This is a genomic window from Sphingomonas sp. TF3 (assembly GCF_003985085.1).
GTDB lineage: Bacteria > Pseudomonadota > Alphaproteobacteria > Sphingomonadales > Sphingomonadaceae > Sphingomonas.
On record NZ_RWKS01000002.1, the window covers coordinates 76,660 to 93,857 of the forward strand.

14 protein-coding genes are annotated in these 17,198 nt (G+C 66.2%); 10 read left to right on the forward strand and 4 right to left on the reverse strand.

What is annotated here, in order from left to right; all coding sequences use genetic code 11:
• The first annotated feature begins 197 nt into the window (after positions 1 to 197).
• The 4 genes from EJC47_RS01995 (at position 198) to EJC47_RS02010 (ending at position 3,816) form a co-directional block, all read left to right on the forward strand.
• The gene (locus EJC47_RS01995) at positions 198 to 1,046 is read left to right on the forward strand and encodes an oxygenase MpaB family protein (RefSeq protein WP_126845276.1); all 849 of its coding nucleotides are present in this window, start codon (positions 198 to 200) and stop codon (positions 1,044 to 1,046) included.
• Positions 1,043 to 1,786 (forward strand): NUDIX hydrolase, encoded by a 744-nt coding sequence (locus EJC47_RS02000; protein ID WP_033967365.1) that lies wholly within the window; start codon positions 1,043 to 1,045, stop codon positions 1,784 to 1,786. The genes EJC47_RS01995 and EJC47_RS02000 overlap by 4 nt, the downstream gene beginning before the upstream one ends.
• A 66-nt stretch (positions 1,787 to 1,852) precedes the next feature.
• Positions 1,853 to 3,250: a ribosome biogenesis GTPase Der gene (gene der, locus EJC47_RS02005; RefSeq protein WP_185867531.1), complete on the forward strand. Its 1,398-nt coding sequence runs from the start codon at positions 1,853 to 1,855 to the stop codon at positions 3,248 to 3,250.
• Between the two features lie 152 nt (positions 3,251 to 3,402).
• Positions 3,403 to 3,816 (forward strand): Hpt domain-containing protein, encoded by a 414-nt coding sequence (locus EJC47_RS02010; RefSeq protein WP_033967367.1) that lies wholly within the window; start codon positions 3,403 to 3,405, stop codon positions 3,814 to 3,816.
• Positions 3,817 to 3,842: 26 nt separating this feature from the next.
• Here the strand turns inward: EJC47_RS02010 and EJC47_RS02015 are convergent, their stop codons facing one another.
• Positions 3,843 to 6,152: a hypothetical protein gene (locus tag EJC47_RS02015; RefSeq protein WP_126845277.1), complete on the reverse strand. Its 2,310-nt coding sequence runs from the start codon at positions 6,150 to 6,152 to the stop codon at positions 3,843 to 3,845.
• Positions 6,153 to 6,234: 82 nt separating this feature from the next.
• Between EJC47_RS02015 and EJC47_RS02020 the strand changes: the two genes are divergently transcribed.
• The 5 genes from EJC47_RS02020 to EJC47_RS02040 all read left to right on the forward strand — a co-directional run bounded on the left by EJC47_RS02020 (position 6,235) and on the right by EJC47_RS02040 (position 11,938).
• Positions 6,235 to 6,528, forward strand: a complete 294-nt coding sequence (locus EJC47_RS02020; RefSeq protein WP_033967368.1) for a hypothetical protein — start codon at positions 6,235 to 6,237, stop codon at positions 6,526 to 6,528.
• Between the two features lie 50 nt (positions 6,529 to 6,578).
• A complete protein-coding gene (locus EJC47_RS02025; RefSeq protein WP_126845278.1) occupies positions 6,579 to 7,739 on the forward strand; it encodes a hypothetical protein in 1,161 nt (386 codons plus the stop codon).
• Positions 7,740 to 7,774: 35 nt separating this feature from the next.
• Positions 7,775 to 8,890, forward strand: a complete 1,116-nt coding sequence (locus tag EJC47_RS02030; RefSeq protein ID WP_126845279.1) for a DUF2336 domain-containing protein — start codon at positions 7,775 to 7,777, stop codon at positions 8,888 to 8,890.
• Positions 8,887 to 10,281 (forward strand): sensor histidine kinase, encoded by a 1,395-nt coding sequence (locus EJC47_RS02035; protein WP_126845280.1) that lies wholly within the window; start codon positions 8,887 to 8,889, stop codon positions 10,279 to 10,281. The genes EJC47_RS02030 and EJC47_RS02035 overlap by 4 nt, the downstream gene beginning before the upstream one ends.
• A 160-nt stretch (positions 10,282 to 10,441) precedes the next feature.
• Complete coding sequence (locus tag EJC47_RS02040) at positions 10,442 to 11,938, forward strand: globin-coupled sensor protein (RefSeq protein ID WP_126845281.1); 1,497 nt, start codon at positions 10,442 to 10,444, stop codon at positions 11,936 to 11,938.
• Positions 11,939 to 11,968: 30 nt separating this feature from the next.
• Here EJC47_RS02040 and EJC47_RS02045 read toward each other — a convergent pair whose 3' ends face one another.
• Genes EJC47_RS02045 through gltX form a run of 3 tightly spaced genes read right to left on the reverse strand, consistent with a single transcriptional unit; the run spans position 11,969 to position 14,939 of the window.
• Positions 11,969 to 12,154 carry a hypothetical protein gene (locus EJC47_RS02045; protein ID WP_033967377.1) on the reverse strand — a complete coding sequence of 62 codons (186 nt, stop codon included), beginning with the start codon at positions 12,152 to 12,154 and terminating at the stop codon, positions 11,969 to 11,971.
• Positions 12,155 to 12,159: 5 nt separating this feature from the next.
• Positions 12,160 to 13,446: a citrate synthase gene (locus EJC47_RS02050; RefSeq protein ID WP_126845283.1), complete on the reverse strand. Its 1,287-nt coding sequence runs from the start codon at positions 13,444 to 13,446 to the stop codon at positions 12,160 to 12,162.
• A 20-nt stretch (positions 13,447 to 13,466) separates the two neighbouring features.
• Entirely contained in the window at positions 13,467 to 14,939 is a 1,473-nt protein-coding gene (gene gltX, locus EJC47_RS02055) for a glutamate--tRNA ligase (protein WP_409574465.1), read from the reverse strand.
• Between the two features lie 43 nt (positions 14,940 to 14,982).
• On the opposite strand from gltX, the gene EJC47_RS02060 reads away from it, so the two are divergent.
• Positions 14,983 to 17,193, forward strand: coding sequence for a ComEC/Rec2 family competence protein (locus EJC47_RS02060; protein ID WP_260591446.1), 2,211 nt, complete (start codon positions 14,983 to 14,985; stop codon positions 17,191 to 17,193).
• The last annotated feature ends 5 nt before the right edge of the window (positions 17,194 to 17,198 follow it).

Below are 17,198 nucleotides of genomic sequence, written 5' to 3' on the forward strand. Positions count from 1 at the left end.
CAAGGCGGGCGTGGCGAGCAGGGCAAGCGTGAGCGGAAGAATGCGCAATGGGGCCTCGCGAAATGACAGATGATGGCACGGTATAATCACCCGCTACGAAACCGGGGAAGCGATTTCGCGGGAAGAGGGCGGGCAGCGCGATTGTGGATCGACACGGACCCTATCGCCATCCCAACCATTCAGGCACGATGCCACTTATGTCGCCAACCGATCGCCTGACTCGTCCGCTGAAAGGGCTCATCGTCGGGCAAGTGCGCGCGCTGTTCAACGACAAGGCGCGGGGCGAAACACCGGTTGTGCGTAGCCCGGACGCGCTGTTCCCGCCGGATTCGGTCGCCTGGCGCGTGCATGGCGATGTGACGTCGATGCTGGTCGGCGGCATTGCCGCGCTGCTGCTGCAGATGCTCCACCCCAAGGTGCTGGCGGGGGTGTGGGACCATTCGGGCTTTCGCGAGGACATGCAGGGGCGCTTGCGCCGCACCGCGCGCTTCATCGCGGTCACCACCTTTGGCCCGCCCGACGACGCACGGGCGATGCTCGCCAAAGTGCGGCGAATCCACGATCATGTCGGCGGAACCTTGCCCGATGGTACGCCCTATCTGGCGAGTGCCCCTGATCTGCTCGCCTGGGTGCATGTGTGCGAGGTGCTGTGCTTTCTCGACGGCTGGATTCGCTATGGCGAACCCACGATGAGCCGTGCCGACCAGGACCGTTATGTCGCCGAAATGGCCCGCATTGCCGAGCCGCTGGGCGTGTCGCCCGTGCCGCACACCCGCGCCGAGGCGGAGGCGATCATGACTGCGATGCGTCCTCAATTGCGGGTCGATACCCGGACGCGCGAGGTGGCGCGCGTGTTGCTCGATCAACCAGCGCCCTCGCTGGCGGCGGGGCCGTTTCAGGCGATGACCTTGCAAGCGGGGGTGGATTTGCTGCCGGGCTGGGCGCGCGCGATGCACGGTCTCGCCCAACCGGAGTTCGGCCGACCGTTGCTGCGCGCGGGCACCTTCGGCATTGCCAGCACCTTGCGCTGGGCGTTCCGCGCATGACGGCACCTATCCCCGCCGCCACGCTCGTGCTGTTCCGGCAGCGCGGGAGGGTGCCGGAGCTCCTCTTCGTCGAGCGCTCCAAGGCGATGGTGTTTGCAGGCGGCGCGTTGGTGTTTCCCGGCGGGCGGATCGACCCCGGCGACCGCGCGCTCGCGCTTGAACTCGGCGGCGACCCTGAGGACATGGCCGCCCGCATCGGTGCGATCCGCGAGACGATCGAGGAAGTCGGGTTGCCCATCGGCCTGCCGCCGATGCCCGACGCCATCTTTGCCGAGTTGCGCGCGGCGCTCCACCGGGGCGAGGCGCTGGGCGCGGTGCTGCGCGAACTCGATCTCGCGCTCGACCCTGCGCAGCTCGTGCCGTTCGCGCGCTGGCTGCCGTCGCACGCGCCCGCGCGGATTTTCGATACGCGTTTCTATTTGGCGCAGGCTCCGCTCGATGGCCCCGAGGCGGTGGTCGACGATACCGAGAATGTCCGCGTCTTCTGGTCGACCGCGCAAGGTGTGCTGGATGACGCCGATGCAGGACGCGCGCGTATCATCTTCCCGACGCGCCGAAATCTGGAGCGGCTGGCGCAATTCGACAGCTTCGCCGCCGCTGCCGCGCACGCCGCCGCGCACGAAATCCGCGCGGTCACGCCGTGGATCGAGCAACGCGATGGGGGCGAGCATCTCTGCATTCCCGACGACCTAGGCTATCCGGTCACCTCGGAACCGATTGCCGGGGTGATGCGCGGGTAGAACCCCGGTTCCGGCCCCGAATCGCGCGGGGGTGACGAAAGCGCCCGTCTGGCGTATGGAGCGGCCATGCCCAATCTTCCCGTGGTCGCGATTATCGGCCGGCCCAATGTCGGCAAATCGACCCTGTTCAACCGTCTCGTCGGCAAAAAGCTGGCGCTCGTCGACGATCGCCCCGGCGTGACGCGCGATCGCCGCGAAGGCGATGCCACGCTGGTCGGCCTCGATTTCCGCGTCATCGATACTGCGGGTTATGAGGATCAGGACGCCGCCTCGCTGCCCGGGCGGATGCGCGCGCAGACCGAGGCGGCGGTCGCACAAGCCGATGTCGCCTTGTTCCTGTTCGATTCGCGCGCTGGCATCGTCCCGCTCGACGAGGAAATCGCGCGCTGGCTGCGTGGGTCGACCACGCCCGTTATCCTCGTCGCCAATAAGGCGGAGGGCAAAGCAGGGGCCGACGGCATCCTCGAATCGCTGTCGCTCGGCTTTGGCGATCCCGTTGAACTGTCGGCCGAACATGGCGAAGGTCTGGTCGAACTGTTTGATGCGCTGCTGCCCTTTATCGAGCCTGAAAAGGACGAATATGGCGCCGACATCCCCAATGCGGATGACGAGGGCGAATACAGCCCGGAAGCGCCGCTCAAGCTCGCCATCATCGGCCGCCCCAATGCCGGCAAATCGACGCTGATCAACCGCATCCTCGGCGAAGACCGCCTGATCACCGGCCCCGAAGCCGGGATCACGCGCGATTCGATCGCGGTCGACTGGATTTGGCACGATCCCGAGCGCGAGCCGGGTGAGGATGCGCGCAAAGTCCGCCTGATCGACACCGCCGGAATGCGCAAGCGTGCCAATGTGCAGGACAAATTGGAAAAGCTGTCGGTCGCCGACGCGCTGCACGCGATCGATTTCGCCGAAGTCGTCGTGCTGCTGCTCGATGCCACGCGCGGGCTCGAATCGCAGGATCTGCGCATCGCCGATGCCGCGCTGCAGGAAGGCCGCGCGCTGATCGTCGCGATCAACAAATGGGATATCGCCGAAAACGGCTCCAGCCTGTTCAACGGCATTCGCGGTGCACTGGAAGAAGGGCTCAGCCAGATCAAGGGGATGCCCGTGCTCACGGTGTCGGGCGCGACCGGCAAGGGCATCGACGTGCTGCTGAAAGTCGCGTTCGAGACGCGCGACGCCTGGTCGCGCCGCGTCGGCACCGGCGAGCTCAACCGCTGGTTCGAAAAGGCGGTCGAGGCCAATCCGCCGCCCGCACCCGGTGGCAAGCGCATCAAGCTGCGCTACCTGACGCAAGCCAAGACGCGTCCGCCCGGCTTCGTGCTGTTCGGCACGCGGGTGGACCAGTTGCCGACCAGCTATCAGCGCTATCTCATCAACGGCATTCGCCGCGATCTGGGCTTTGGTGCGGTGCCGGTGCGGCTAACTTTACGGGCACCGAAGAACCCGTTCGACCGCTGATCCCGGAGTCGGCACTGCAGCCGACTTATCGCGTAACGCCAGCCACTTGGTAGTCACGCGCCCGAAATGATTCTGCCCCGCGTCAACGGCTCGTTTACTTCGCGCGCGTAGAAGCAAGTGGTACTTTCGACTGAGAGTGCGGCTTGGAGGAGATGACGGTGACGCTCGATGAGACCATCCTGATCGACTGGAACGTGTTTACGCGGGCCCGTGCCGAGCTGGGTGCGGGCTTCGTCCGCATTTTGGGCTATTTCCGGGAAGACGGGGTCAAGTCCGTCGCCGCGATCGAAACCGCGATGCGCGCGCGCAATGCGGCAGCGATGGTGATTCCGGCGCACACCCTGAAAGGCGAAGCGCGTCAGTTCGGGGCCGAGCCGCTGGCGATCCTTGCCGAGCGGATCGAAGCGATTGCGCGCGATTGCGTGGAAAACCGTGACACGCCCGACGAGGCCCTCGAGGATATTGTCGCGCTGCGGCCGCTGTTCGAGCAGACGTTGGCGAAACTGGAGCGGGAGTCCAATCCGTTGGTCGAGCGCCGCCCGACCTTTGGGCGGCGGGCAAATTGACGGCCTAGACTGCCCGGCAGAGCAGATCAGGCACGCAGGCGTTCGATTGCCTGTGCCAGCGCGACGTACAGCTTGCCCATGTCGGACGACAGGATCGTAACCCCAAGCGGGGAGCCATCGCGCTGCGACAGGATCGTGCGGAGCATCGCCTCGAAATCGTGAATGTAGCGATTGACCTGCTCACGGAAGACCGGATCTTCGTCGTGCAGGCGCGCGATCTCGCGCGCTTCGGCACTATCCAGCAGGCGTACTGCGCGCCGGGTGAACACCCCGCGATCGCCCTTGAGATAGGCCGACCAGGCACTGTCCGACACGTCGGTCGAGAAGGTCTTGGCGATGTCGATCGAAGCGGAATTGAGCGATTCGATCAGCAAAGAAACACGGCGCGCCAGCGTTTCCTGATCGGCATTTTCACGCTCGGCGCGGGCGTCTTGCAGGCGGCTTTCGACCGAAGCGGTTGAATCGGCGATGGCGAGCATTTGCTGCGTAAGCCGTTCGGATACACGCGCGGCGGCTTCGGCGGCGGCTTCGCCCGCTTCTCCGATGCTGGCGAGTTGACGTTCGACCGCGACGCGCGTCGCGCGTTCCATCGCGGCGGCGCTTTGCTGTTCCAAAGCGTGCGCCGCCTCGGGGATGACGGTTGCGAGCGTTTCGCGCGCACGGTCGGCCGCGGCGCTGGCGGTATCGCGAACGCGCAGCAGTGCCTCGACCAGCCGGGGGGCGGCGTCTTCGGCGAAGCGATGCGTGCGCCCGATCGTATCGTCGACCATTTCGCCCAGCGCATCGGCCTTGATCTTGCCGTCGGACAGCGTGTCGAGCAGCGTGCTCGCCAGTTCGTTGACGGTGTCGCGCTGGAGCGCGATGACATGGGCGATCGATTCGATCGCGTCGTGCGTGCTCTCCGCAGCCGTCACCAGCGACAGCAATTCGGGCTTGGCCTGGCCGACGATCTTGCGGCTGACGCCAAGGCGGTCGTCGAGGCGGGCCAGCGCTTCGGGCAGGGTCTCGTCGATCTCGCGGGCGGCGGAATCGAGCGCCATCAGCAAATGTTCGGTCGAGGCGATGGCATGTGTCGCCATTTCGTCGCCGGTCTTGAGCGCTTCGGTCATCGCATCGGCCGATCCGCCGAGCGCGCTGATCGATGCTGCCAGCGACTGGGTCCGTTGAATACCCCGGTCATGGAGCGTCTCGAAGGTTTCGGAAACGCGGACGAGTCCCTGGTCGATCTCTTCGACGATGGTGTCGCTGGCCGCACGTTGATCGGCGAGGCGGGCGGCGACGCGATCGATCAGGGTTTCGATCTCGGCGATCCGCGCCGCCAGGCCTTCGGCACTGTCGTGTGCGGCGCGCTCGAGCGCGGCCTGGTTGGTGCCAAGCATCGCCAGCATGGCTTCGCCCTGCGCAGCGATCCCCTTGCGAGCTTCGTCGACGGCGTCGGCAGTGCGACCGAGCAGCCCGTCCACCGCATGCGACATGTCGCCGGTGACCTGTTCCAGCCGCGCGCCGGCGGTCTCGCTGGTCACTTCCATCCGCGTGATATGCGCCGCGAGCTTCTGGGCAGCCCCGTTTGCCACGGCATCGGCCTCCCGCCCGCGCTCCGCCAGCGCGGTGAGTTGGGCGTCGAGCGCGGCGGCATGTTCGCTCGCGGTAACGCCCGTCTCCTTGAGCAACTGCGCCAGCCCGTCGGTCTCGTTATGCGCGCGCGGCAACAGCGCCAGCAGCACTTCGAGCCGCGTATGCGCCTGGTCGGCCGCCGTAGCCAAGGTTGCCGCATGGGCGTCGGCGGTCGTGATTTGCGCGGTCAGGCCCGACCCGATCGAGGCCATCCGCGCAACCGCTCCGTCGCCCAACGCCATCAGGGCACCGGTTTGCTCGGCCAGGTTCGCGCGGTTGCTCTCGATGCTGTGCGCCAGGGCCGCGACGGTGCGTTCGAGGCTGGCGGCCTCGGCGCGCATCGCCTGTGCCGTCTGTCCGAAGCGACGCGCCTCGGCGGTGCTGGTGCGAAGCGCCAGTACCAGTAAAATCGCGATCAATGCCGGCGGCACGCACAGCCCGGCCACGAAATTGACCAGCGCAGGCGGCGTCAGCGTGGCCAAACTGTCCCGCGACAACCACAGCATCGCGCCGATCCACCCCAGCGATGCGAGCATCCCCAAAATCGGGAGCCACGGCACCGACCGCGACGGTAGCTCATCGTCAATCGCTTCGGTCAGTTCGATGGGATCCTCCGGCATGGGCGCAAACTCCGCCATTGCCACAGCTTCTTCCGCGTCGGCTTCGGCGGGTGGCGCGGCGCTGTGCGGCCGCAGGTCTATGATGCGAGAACCCCCGTTCATCATGCTTGTTTATCACGAAAGTCGCCAGTTCAAAGCGAATAGCGAAACCTTGTCTTAACGCTTCCCCCGCTAGACGGGCGCAATGGCCTATGATCCCGGTGCAATCGATGCGACCTTGGCGGCAGCGGTGGGCGATGAGCCCGCCCTGATCGCGGAACTGCGCGGCGCATTTCTGGAGAGCGTCGAGCGCGGATTGGGCGTGCTCGACGCGGCACAGGGTGACGAGGCATGGCGGGCTGCGGCATGGCGGATGCGCGGCCTCGCGGCGAGTTTCGGGGCAATCCGGCTGATGGCGATCGCGACCGAGGCGGCAGAGGCGACTGCGCATGACCCCGCGCTGATGCGGCGCTTGCGCCGCGCAGTGGAGCGGCTGTGATCGTTTTGCGGGCTTTGCCTTAATCGAGTCGAGCCCCTAACAGCTAGGCGATGCTGGCTGGATTGATTTTTGCGACCGAAGATGCCGATGATCGCGCGGGTGTACTCGCGGCGACCCTGCCTTTTGGCGGGTTGACGCTGATCGAGTTCCAGGCGCGCTTATTGGTGGCGGCGGGCGCGACCCATATCATTCTTGTCGTCGCGCGGATGACGCCGGAATTGCTGGGCGCGATCAGCCGCATCGGGCGGCGCGGCGTATCGGTCGACGCTGTGCGCAGTGCGCGCGAAGTGCTGGAAAAACTCCATCCGCTCGCGCGCGTGCTTGTCGTCGCGGACGGCGTGGTGACCACGGGCGACGTTGTCCAGGCGATCGCCGCCGCGCCGCAGGATACGCTGCTGGTCACCGACCAGATGGATCCGCATTATGAACGTGTCGGGGCCAATGTGGCGTGGGCGGGCCTCGCCTTGCTGGATTGCAAGCGCATTGCCGAAGTCGCCGCCTTGCCGCGGGATTACGATTTTCAGTCGACCTTGCTGCGGGTTGCGGCGCAGGCGGCGGCGGATCAGGTCCGGCTCGATCCGCATATGGCCCCCGGGCACAGTATCGAGCGCAGTACGCAGGCTCTGGCCGCGCGTGGCAATGGAACAGTCGCGGCGCTGGTCAGCAAACCGGCGCGTTGGGCCGAACGCTTTTTGCTGTCGCCGCTCGTTCGCCTGATATTGCCACCGCTGATGACGCGCGGCGTCGGATCGATCGCGTTGCTGGCGGGGGGCGTGGCCGTTGCGCTTGGCGGTTGGTTGACGATTTTTCTTGGGCACGCTGCGGCCGGGATGGCAGTGACGTACCTTGCCATCGCCATCGCCGCGATCGCGGCGGCGCTGGCCTGGGTCCGCGACGAGGGCGCGGTGGCGCGCCTCGCGACGCATGCCACCCCGGCAATTGTCGCGGTGGCCGCCCTGCTGGTCGGCTATGGCGCAGATCGACCGGCCGGTCTGATCCTCGCATTTGCCTTCATTATCATTGCGGCCCTGCTCGAACGGATCGCCGGATCGGCACCGGTCCGGCGTTTATGGGCCAGCCCCGTCGCCTATCCGCTGGTTATGCTGCCGCTGTTGGCGGTGGGGCAGCCGCTGCTCGCGCTTGGCGCTGCCGCACTATACGCGGTCGTGACGCTGGCGGTCGCCATTGAGGGCTTTCTCGAAAAGCCTTAGTCTCGCTTTAACGACAACCCCTTATTGCCGAGATCATGTCGAATGAATGTGGCGACAAGGATGATGCGGCCGATCGGGCCGTCACGGCACTGCTCACACGGGCAGCGACGGCGGATTCGCACGCCGACGATCGGCTGCGCGTGGCCATTGCAGACTTTTTCCTGGCAGATGCCGCGCGACTGGATGATCGCACGCGAATCGCGATGGCGGCGACGCTCGGCGATCTGGTCCAGGCGGTAGAAGGCGCGTTGCGCCATCACGCCGCTCGTTTGCTGCTGGCGCGCGAGGCAGCGCCCCTGTCCGCCGCCATTGAAGCGGAGGAACCGTCGATTTTTCAGCGCCTGGTGCAAGCCGGCGTTTTGCGCGATCCCGAACTGATGCGAGAACTGCTTGGCCGCGTCCAACAGGATCTTCTGACCGATGCACTGTCAGGTGAATCGCCCGACGATCCCGACCGTCCGAGCCTGTTGCCACGTCTTGCCGGCGCGGCAGATCGCGTTATCTCGGCCAGTGCCGTCGCCTTGATGACGGCGGAAAGCCGTCGCCGGGTTGCGCCCACCCCCGGCCAGCCTGCCGTTACCGATCTTCCCGCCGAGCTGCATCACCGAGTCATCTGGTGGGTCGCAGCGGCGATCCGCGAGAGCATGGGGCCGCTGGAAAGCGAATCGCAAGCGCTGCTTGATCGCGCATTGGTCGATGCCGCGCTTCGCAGCATCGCCGCGCACGATGAGGGCGATCGGCTGGAAGCCACCGCGCTGCGCCTGGCCAGCGCGCTCGATCCACAGGCGAGCGAATTGGCGATCCTCCTGGTCGAGGCGCTGGCCGATCGGCGTCTCTCGCTGTTCATCGCGTTGCTCGCGCGCGCGCTGGGGCTTGATTATAGCGACGCGCGCGAGATCGTTCTCGATCGCGACGGCAGCCGGTTCTGGCTGGTGTTACGGGCGCTGGAACTGGATCGTGCGGCGATCGCGCGGATCGGGCTTGCGCTTTGCGAGGCGGACCCGGCTCGAAACCTCGATCGTTTCGCCGACGGGATTGACGACATTCTGGCGATTTCCCCCGCGACGGCCCGCCACGCCCTTGCCCCATTGTTGCTGCATCGCGATTATCGTGCGGCCCTGGTGGCACTGGGGCGGAGGACGCACCAATGAACGTGAGTGAGCCAATGTTGCCGCCGGTGCGCGGCATGGTCGATCGGGACGGGCGTCTGGTCGAGGCGGATCAGCGCCTTCATGACCTCAACGCGCGCGCCGGTGGCGACATCGGGCAGCCGCTGGCGGTGCCCCAAATCGCCGCGCTCGCGCGGTTGGCGCAGCGGCTTGGTATTCTGGTATCGCGCGGCGTGGTTGCGGCGGATGGGCCGGATGATCTGGAATTGTGGGTCCGGGCCGAGCCCGAATCCGCTGCGACGTCGGGCAATGTCCGTTTGCACATCACCGGCTGGCGCAGTCGCGCGGCATGGCATCCGGCGGCGGCGGCCGAGGAGCGCGCCACCGACTTTCTGCGAAGCGAGGGCGATTGGCTGTGGGAAACCGACAGCGCGTTGCGGCTGACCTTCCTGTCGCTGTCGGCCGGGGCCCGTTATGGCTTCGATGCCGGAGCAATGCTGGGCCAGCCGCTCACCCGCTTGTTCGTACTGGGGGAGGGGGATGGCGGGGTCTTCCCGATTCTCGGCGGGTTGGCGTTGCAGCAACGCTTCGACGATCAAGTGGCGACGATTCGCGCGACCGGGCATCGCGTTCGTCTTGCCGCCACGCCACGGACCGACGCCCATGGGGCCTTTTCCGGCTTTGTCGGTGCAGCGTATGCGCTGGACGACAGCGTTCCGCCGACGGTGATCCCGCCCGCTGCGCCCGCAGCTGCGGATGCCGTCACCACCGCTTTTGCGATGCGGCTGGATCAAGCGCTGCGCGCGCCGCTCGATCGCATCATCGCCAATGCCGACAGCATTCATGCCCAGTCGGAAGGGCCTTTGCGGCAGGACTACGCCGATTATGCCGCCGACATTGCCAGCGCCGGGCGGCACTTGATGGGCTTGGTCGACGATCTGGTGGATCTCCAGGCGATCGAGCGGCCCGATTTCGTGGTGGCCAAGGAAGCCATCGACCTGGCCGACGTGGCACGCCGCGCCGCAGGATTGCTGCAGGTCCGCGCATCCGAAGCGAAGGTGCGGATCGACCGCCCGTCGCTGGGCGAGACACTGGCCGCGACCGGAGAATTCCGTCGCGCCCTCCAAGTGCTGGTCAATCTGATCGGCAACGCCGTTCGCTATTCGCCGACCGACGGGATGGTCTGGGTGCGCGCGGAGCGCGAAGGCACAGTCGCAGCGGTGATCGTCGCGGATCAGGGGAAGGGCATCGCGCTAGCGGATCAGGCCCGCATTTTTGAAAAGTTCGAACGCGTCGATCCGCGCGAGGTCGGTGGCAGCGGGCTCGGGCTTTACATAGCGCGCCGTTTGGCGCGCGCGATGGGCGGCGACGTGACGGTGGATTCCGCCCCAGGGCAAGGTGCACGGTTTGTATTCACCCTGCCGGGCCGCTGATAAGCCCGCGGACTTTGGCGACACTCGCATTATTGGCGTTGTGAAATTTGGCCTTGTGAAAGGTCGCACAAAAATGCGCCTGTCGAGTCCGATTGTCTAATTTCGTAGTCTATAAAGCGATGAGGGGCCGAACGGTGCCAATACATCGGGACAATTCTACATGATTGACAAGGATGTTCAAACCCGCTTGGATTTCATGGCGATTGACGAACAGCAGCGGGCCGTATTGGCGGAGCTACAACCGGTAGTTCGAACTTTGCTTGGTCCGGCACTGGACCGTTTCTATCACACTGCCCGAAGGACCCCGGAAACCGCGGCTTTTTTCCGCGACGACCAGCATATGGCTCATGCCAAGCGGGCACAGGAAAGCCACTGGACGCGTATCGCGACGGGCACGTTCGATCAGGATTTTCACGCCAGCGTCCGCCGCATCGGCGCGGTCCATGCCCGCATCGGCCTTGAGCCGCGCTGGTATATCGGTGCCTACGGGCTCGTCCTGGAAAATCTGATCGCAGGTATCGCGCGCCATTTGTCGCCGTGGCGGCGCCTGTTGTCGCTCTTCCGCGGTCCGAGCGCAGCCGATGCCAGCAGCGCGATCGTCAAGGCCGCCTTACTCGACATGGAATTGTCGGTTTCGATCTACTTCGAAGAAGCGCAAGCAGAGCGCAACAGAGCAATCGAAAGCCTGTCGCAGGCTTTGGCCGCGCTTGCCGACGGCGATCTGAGCAACGACATTGCAAACATGCCGTCGGCCTTTGCCGCGATCGAGACGAGCTTCAACCAGGCGCTTACGTCCTTGCGTGGGTTGATCGGTAGCGTGGTGGCGAGCAGCGCTGGCATTCGTACCGGCTCTTCGGAAATCGCCCACGCGTCGGAAGACCTTGCGCGGCGGACCGAGGGCACTGCCGCCAGTCTTGAGCAGACGTCGGCATCGCTTGTGCAGATCGACTCGCGGCTCAGGGCTACCGCCGCCGCGACGGCCGAGACGGTCAACCGTGCGCAGCAGGCGACCGACACTGTCGCCAACGGTCGCGCGACCGCAGACCAGGCGGTCCAAGCCATGATCCGTGTCGGTGAAAGCGCCAAGGGCATCGATTCCGTAATCGAAGGCCTCGACAAGATTGCGTTTCAAACGCGCGTTCTGGCCATGAACGCGGCGGTCGAAGCGGGGCGCGCCGGAGATTCCGGGCGGGGCTTCGCGGTCGTTGCCGATCTGGTTTCGGCCCTTGCGATGCGCGCCGAGGAAGAGGCGAAGCGCGCCCGCGATCAGTTGACCGTGACTCAGGCCGATATCGGAACCGCAGTCCATGCCGTGAAAAATGTCGATACGTCGCTGACCAACATCTCGGGCGATGTGGAGAAGGTGCACCATCTGCTCGGCTCGATGGCGGACGATGCCGCCGCACAGTCGTCGGCGCTCAGCGAAATCTCAAGCGCGATCAGCTCGATGGATCGCACAACGCAGCAGAACGCCGCGATGGTCGAGGAAACGTCGGCAGCGGCGCGCAACCTGACCGCCGAGGTGGGATCGCTTGCGCAGCAGACCGAGCGGTTCAAGACGGGAAATACCGGGGAGACGGCACGCCCCGCCGCTCGTCGCCCATCTCGTGCGAACGGCCGCGCCGTTAATGCCGCAGGCAGTACTTCGGTTCAATAAACCCCGAATATGCCTGCGTGCGACCAACGCTCAGCGCCGCGACCACCACAGCAGCGCAACGCCCGCCAGCGCGATAAGCGCGCCGTACACCGCCCATTCGCGCTGAGCGAGCATGAAGCTCGACGCGGGCCACAGGATGATGCCAAGGCCCTGGCCCGCAAACAGCAGCCCGAAGGCCAGCAGGACGACGCCCGCCACCAGGGCGAGCGCCTTCACCGCTTTCACGAGCGGGCGTCGAGCGGCACGTAATCGCGCTGCGTCGGGCCCGTGTAGAGCTGACGCGGACGGCCGATCTTCTGCTCCGGATCGGCGATCATCTCGTTCCACTGCGCGACCCAGCCGACGGTGCGCGCGAGCGCGAACAGCGCGGTGAACATCGTCGTCGGGAAACCGATCGCCGAGAGGATGACGCCCGAATAGAAATCGACGTTCGGGAACAGCTTCTTTTCGATGAAGTACGGGTCGCTCAGCGCCATTTCCTCGAGCTTCAGCGCGACGTCGAACACGGGGTCCGACACCTTCATCGCGGCGAACACTTCCCGCACGGTCTGCTGCATCACGGTCGCGCGCGGATCGTAATTCTTGTACACGCGATGGCCGAAGCCCATCAGGCGGAACGGATCGTTCTTGTCCTTGGCGCGCGCGATGTACTCGGGGATGCGGTCGACCGTGCCGATTTCGCGCAGCATGTTGAGCGCGGCTTCATTGGCACCGCCATGCGCCGGGCCCCACAGGCAGGCGATGCCCGCCGCGATGCACGCGAAGGGATTGGCACCCGACGAACCCGCGAGCCGGACGGTCGAGGTCGAGGCGTTCTGCTCGTGATCGGCGTGGAGGATGAAGATGCGGTCCATCGCCTTTTCGATCACCGGATCGACGACATATTCCTCGGCCGGAACGCCGAAGGTCATGCGCAGGAAGTTGCCGGTGTAGCTCAGCTCGTTCTTGGGGTGCATGAACGGCTGGCCGATCGAATATTTATACGCCATCGCGGCGATCGTCGGCATCTTCGCGATCAGGCGATGGCTCGCGATCATGCGCTGCTGCGGATCGGTGATGTCGGCCGAATCCTGATAGAAGGCCGAAAGCGCGCCGACGACACCGCACATGATCGCCATCGGATGCGCATCGCGCCGGAAGCCGCGATAGAAGGTCGCGAGCTGCTCGTGCAGCATCGTGTGGCGGCTGATCGTGTAGGTGAACTTGTCGAGTTCGTCCTTGGTCGGCAGCTCGCCGTTCAGGAGGAGGTGGCACACCTCCATGAAGCTCGACTGCTCGGCCAACTGCCCGATCGGATAGCCGCGGTGCAGCAACACGCCCTCATCGCCATCGATATAGGTGATCGCCGAATCGCAGCTTGCGGTCGAGGTGAAGCCCGGATCGTAGGTAAACATGCCGGTCTGGGCGTAGAGTTTTCGAATATCGATCACGTCCGGACCCACGCTACCGTGCAGGACCTTCAAATCGAGATCCTTGTCCGCGGCGTTCAGCTTGACAGTGTCAGTCATCGGTCGTCCTTTCGTGACGTCTATGCGGCCATCTGGTCGGCGATACGCCCCAGGCTCTCGTCGCGCCCGAGCAAGTCGAGCACGTCGAAGATTCCAGGCGAGGTCTTGCGTCCGGTCAATGCGGCGCGCAGCGGTTGCGCGACCTGACCGAGCTTGACCCCTGCATCGTCGGCGACCTGCCGAACCGCAGCTTCGAGCGCCTCCGTATCCCAGTCTTCGACCGCGTCAAGCGCCGCGTGCACCTGCGCGAGCAATCCGTGGGCCGAACCCGACAGTAGCGCTGTCGCATCATGGTCCATCGCAAGCGGGCGGGTGCGAAAAAGAAAGCCAGCACCGCTGGCCAATTCATTGAGATTGGCCGCGCGTGGTTTCAGCGATGCCATGCTGCGACGCAGAAGATCGAGCTGTTCCGAGTTCGGCGTGACCTCGAGTCGCGGGGCCACCAACTCGGCCAGGCGGGCATCGTCGGCCTGCCGAATATACTGACCGTTCAAATTTTCGAGTTTCTTCAGGTCGAAGCGTGCGGGCGATTTGCCAACGCCGTCGAGATCGAACCATTGGATCGCCTGGTCGCGGCTGATGACTTCATCATCGCCATGCCCCCAGCCGAGCCGCAGCAGATAATTTTCCAGCGCCTCGGGCAGAATGCCCAGTTCGTCGCGATAGAATTCCACGCCGACCGCGCCGTGGCGCTTGGACATTTTCGCGCCGTCCGACCCGTGGATCAGCGGGATGTGCGCATAGACCGGGTCGGGCCAGCCGCCCTCGATCGCGTTCATCGCGCGCATGATGGGAAGCTGACGGAAGGCGTTGTTGAGATGGTCGTCGCCGCGGATGATGTGCGTCACGCCCATGTCGTGATCGTCGACCACCACCGCCAGCATATAGGTCGGCGTGCCGTCCGAACGCAGCAGGACGAAATCGTCGAGCTCGGCATTCTGCACGGTGACGCTGCCCTGGACGCGGTCCTCGATCGTGGTGGCACCCTCGCGCGGCGCCTTCAGCCGCACGACGAAAGGCGCGCCCTCGGGCGCTTCCTCAGGCGAACGGTCGCGCCAGCGGCCGTCATAGCGCATCGGCTTGCCTGCCGCCTTCTGCGCCTCGCGCATTTCGGTCAGTTCGTCTGCCGTGGCGAAGCATTTGTATGCTTGGCCTGCCGCCAGCAATTGATAGGCGACCTCGGCATGGCGCGCGGCGCGCGAGAATTGGAAGACTTCCTCGCCGTCCCAATCGAGCCCGAGCCAGCGCATCGAGGTCAAAATCGCGTCGATCGCAGGCTGGGTCGAGCGCGCACGATCGGTATCTTCGATGCGCAGCAGGAACTTGCCGCCATGATGACGGGCATAGAGCCAGTTAAACAAGGCGGTACGCGCCCCGCCAATGTGCAGGAAGCCGGTCGGCGACGGCGCGAACCGGGTGACGACCGTGGCGTCATTGGGGGTGGTGGTGGCGCCGACGGCGGGGGCCGTGGCGGGATCAGATATTGCGCTCAATCGCGCATACTCCCAGACTTAAGGATGGATGGCCGGTTCAGCCTTGAGCGCCCCTAGCACGCACCTTCCCGCGCTTCAAATCGGCGTGCTTCGGGGGTTTGCCGCCGTCAATGCCCGACTCGAGCGGTGGCTGGAGGCGGAGCGCGACCAACTGGCCTTGTGGGTGCCGGTCGCCTTGGGCGCGGGGATCGCTTTGTGGTTCGTGCTGCCCGACCCGCCGGCGTGGAGGGCGGCGGCATGTCTTGCACTGGCGGTGGCGCTTGGCGGCGTGGCGTTCGCGCGACATGGGCGGGCGGCGCGGGTGGTCGCGGTGGGCGGGTTTTGCGTCTTGCTTGGGCTGGCACTGATCTGGAGCCGCTCGGAGCGAGTCGCGGCGGGTGTGCTTGCCCGCCCGACGATCGCGACCTTCACCGCGCGGGTCGAGCGAGTCGAGCCGCTGGTGGCGCGGGGCCTCGTGCGCGTGCGGCTCGCGCCGATCCGGGTAGTGGCAGTGCCCGAGCGGCGCGGGCCTCCGCAGCCGCTGCCGATGCTCCCCGCCCATCTGCGCGTCAATCTGACCGAGGCCGATGTTCCAGTCGGGCTGGTACCGGGGGCGACGCTGCTGCTTTCCGCGCGGTTGATGCCGCCGCCCGAACCCGCTGTGCCGGGTGCCTATGATTATGCCCGGACCGCCTGGTTTGACGGAATCGGTGCGACCGGGCGCGGCTTCGCGCCGATCCGCGTCATCGCGGGTGGCGGCACGGCGGCGGAAGCGGGGCTGCGCGTGCGATTGTCGCAGCATATTCAGGCGCAAGCAGGCGGGGGCGGGGCAGGGGGCATTGCCGCCGCGCTGGCTACCGGCGACCAGGGCAGCATCCCGATGGCCGACAATGAGGCGATGCGCCGTTCGGGTCTTGCGCATTTGCTCTCGGTCAGCGGCTTGCACATCACGGCGGCGGTCGGCGCGGTGATGGTGCTGGTGATGCGCCTGCTCGCGCTCAGCCCGTGGCTGGCCTTGCGCTGGCGCTTGCCGCTGATTGCAGCGGGAGCGGGGGCGCTCGCGGCGATCGGCTATACGCTGCTGACCGGGGCCGAAGTGCCGACGATCCGGTCCTGCGTCGCGGCCTTATTCGTGCTGATCGCGCTGGCGCTGGGGCGCGAGGCGCTGACGCTGCGGCTGGTTGCAGCGGGCGCGGTGGTGGTGTTGCTGCTCTATCCCGAGGCGCTGGCGGGGCCGAGCTTCCAGCTGTCCTTCGCCGCGGTCGCCTCGATCATCGCGCTCAACGAGCACCCCGCGGTCCGCGGCTGGTTCGGCCCGCGCGAGCAATCTCGGCTGGCAAAGCTGGCGCGCGAGCTCGCTTCGTTGTTGCTGACGGGCCTTGTCGTGGAACTGGCGCTGCTGCCGATCTCGCTGTTCCACTTTCAGAAAGCCGGGGTGTACGGCGCGGTCGCCAATATCGTGGCGATTCCGCTCACCACCTTCGTGACGATGCCGCTGGAGGCGCTGGCATTGCTCTTTGATTGCATCGGCGCGGGGGCACCGTTCTGGTGGGCGACGGCGCGCTCGCTCGATCTACTGCTGTGGATCGCGCACACCGCCGCCGCCATTCCCGGATCGGTCGCGCCGCTGCCCGCCATGCCCGGTGCTGCTTACGCCCTGATGGTGGTGGGTGGCCTGTGGCTGGCGTTATGGCGCACGCGCTGGCGGCGGTTGGGGCTGCTGCCGCTCGCGGTCGGCGCGGTATGGGCGCTGCTGACGCCCGCGCCAGACGTGCTGGTGACGGGCGACGGCCGCCACGTCGCGATCCGCACAGCACGCGGCGATCTGGCGCTGCTGCGCGACCGTACCGGCGATTACACCGCCGACATGCTGGCGGAGAATGGCGGGATTGAGGACCTACCGGTGCTGATGTCCGAACAGCCCGAAGCGCGCTGCAGCCGCGACCTGTGCCTGATGACGCGCCGCGCCGGCGGCCGCGACTGGCGCATCCTCGCGACGCGCAGCGCCTATCTCGTCCCCGCGCCCGATCTGATGGCGGCGTGCGCAGAGGCCGACATCGTCATCAGCGAACGCCGCCTGCCGCGCCGCTGCGCACCGCGCTGGCTACGGCTCGACCGGGCGACGCTGGCGCGTAGCGGCGGCGTGGCGATCACGCTGAGCAGGGCGTCGGTGCGCACGGTGCGCCATGCAGGCGACCGGCATCCGTGGGTGACGATGCCGGTATCATCGAAGCTGTCGCGGTTCCGCAAGGGGAACGAGGCGCGCCATCGCTGAGGGCG

What these genes read in the sequence shown, in the direction of transcription:
- EJC47_RS01995 (WP_126845276.1), top strand. Translation starts at nt 198, where the DNA reads ATGTCGCCAACCGATCGCCTGACTCGTCCGCTGAAAGGGCTCATCGTC.
- EJC47_RS02000 (WP_033967365.1), top strand. Translation starts at nt 1,043, where the DNA reads ATGACGGCACCTATCCCCGCCGCCACGCTCGTGCTGTTCCGGCAGCGC.
- der (WP_185867531.1), top strand. Translation starts at nt 1,853, where the DNA reads ATGCCCAATCTTCCCGTGGTCGCGATTATCGGCCGGCCCAATGTCGGC.
- EJC47_RS02010 (WP_033967367.1), top strand. Translation starts at nt 3,403, where the DNA reads ATGACGGTGACGCTCGATGAGACCATCCTGATCGACTGGAACGTGTTT.
- EJC47_RS02015 (WP_126845277.1), bottom strand. Translation starts at nt 6,152, where the DNA reads ATGAACGGGGGTTCTCGCATCATAGACCTGCGGCCGCACAGCGCCGCG.
- EJC47_RS02020 (WP_033967368.1), top strand. Translation starts at nt 6,235, where the DNA reads ATGGCCTATGATCCCGGTGCAATCGATGCGACCTTGGCGGCAGCGGTG.
- EJC47_RS02025 (WP_126845278.1), top strand. Translation starts at nt 6,579, where the DNA reads ATGCTGGCTGGATTGATTTTTGCGACCGAAGATGCCGATGATCGCGCG.
- EJC47_RS02030 (WP_126845279.1), top strand. Translation starts at nt 7,775, where the DNA reads ATGTCGAATGAATGTGGCGACAAGGATGATGCGGCCGATCGGGCCGTC.
- EJC47_RS02035 (WP_126845280.1), top strand. Translation starts at nt 8,887, where the DNA reads ATGAACGTGAGTGAGCCAATGTTGCCGCCGGTGCGCGGCATGGTCGAT.
- EJC47_RS02040 (WP_126845281.1), top strand. Translation starts at nt 10,442, where the DNA reads ATGATTGACAAGGATGTTCAAACCCGCTTGGATTTCATGGCGATTGAC.
- EJC47_RS02050 (WP_126845283.1), bottom strand. Translation starts at nt 13,446, where the DNA reads ATGACTGACACTGTCAAGCTGAACGCCGCGGACAAGGATCTCGATTTG.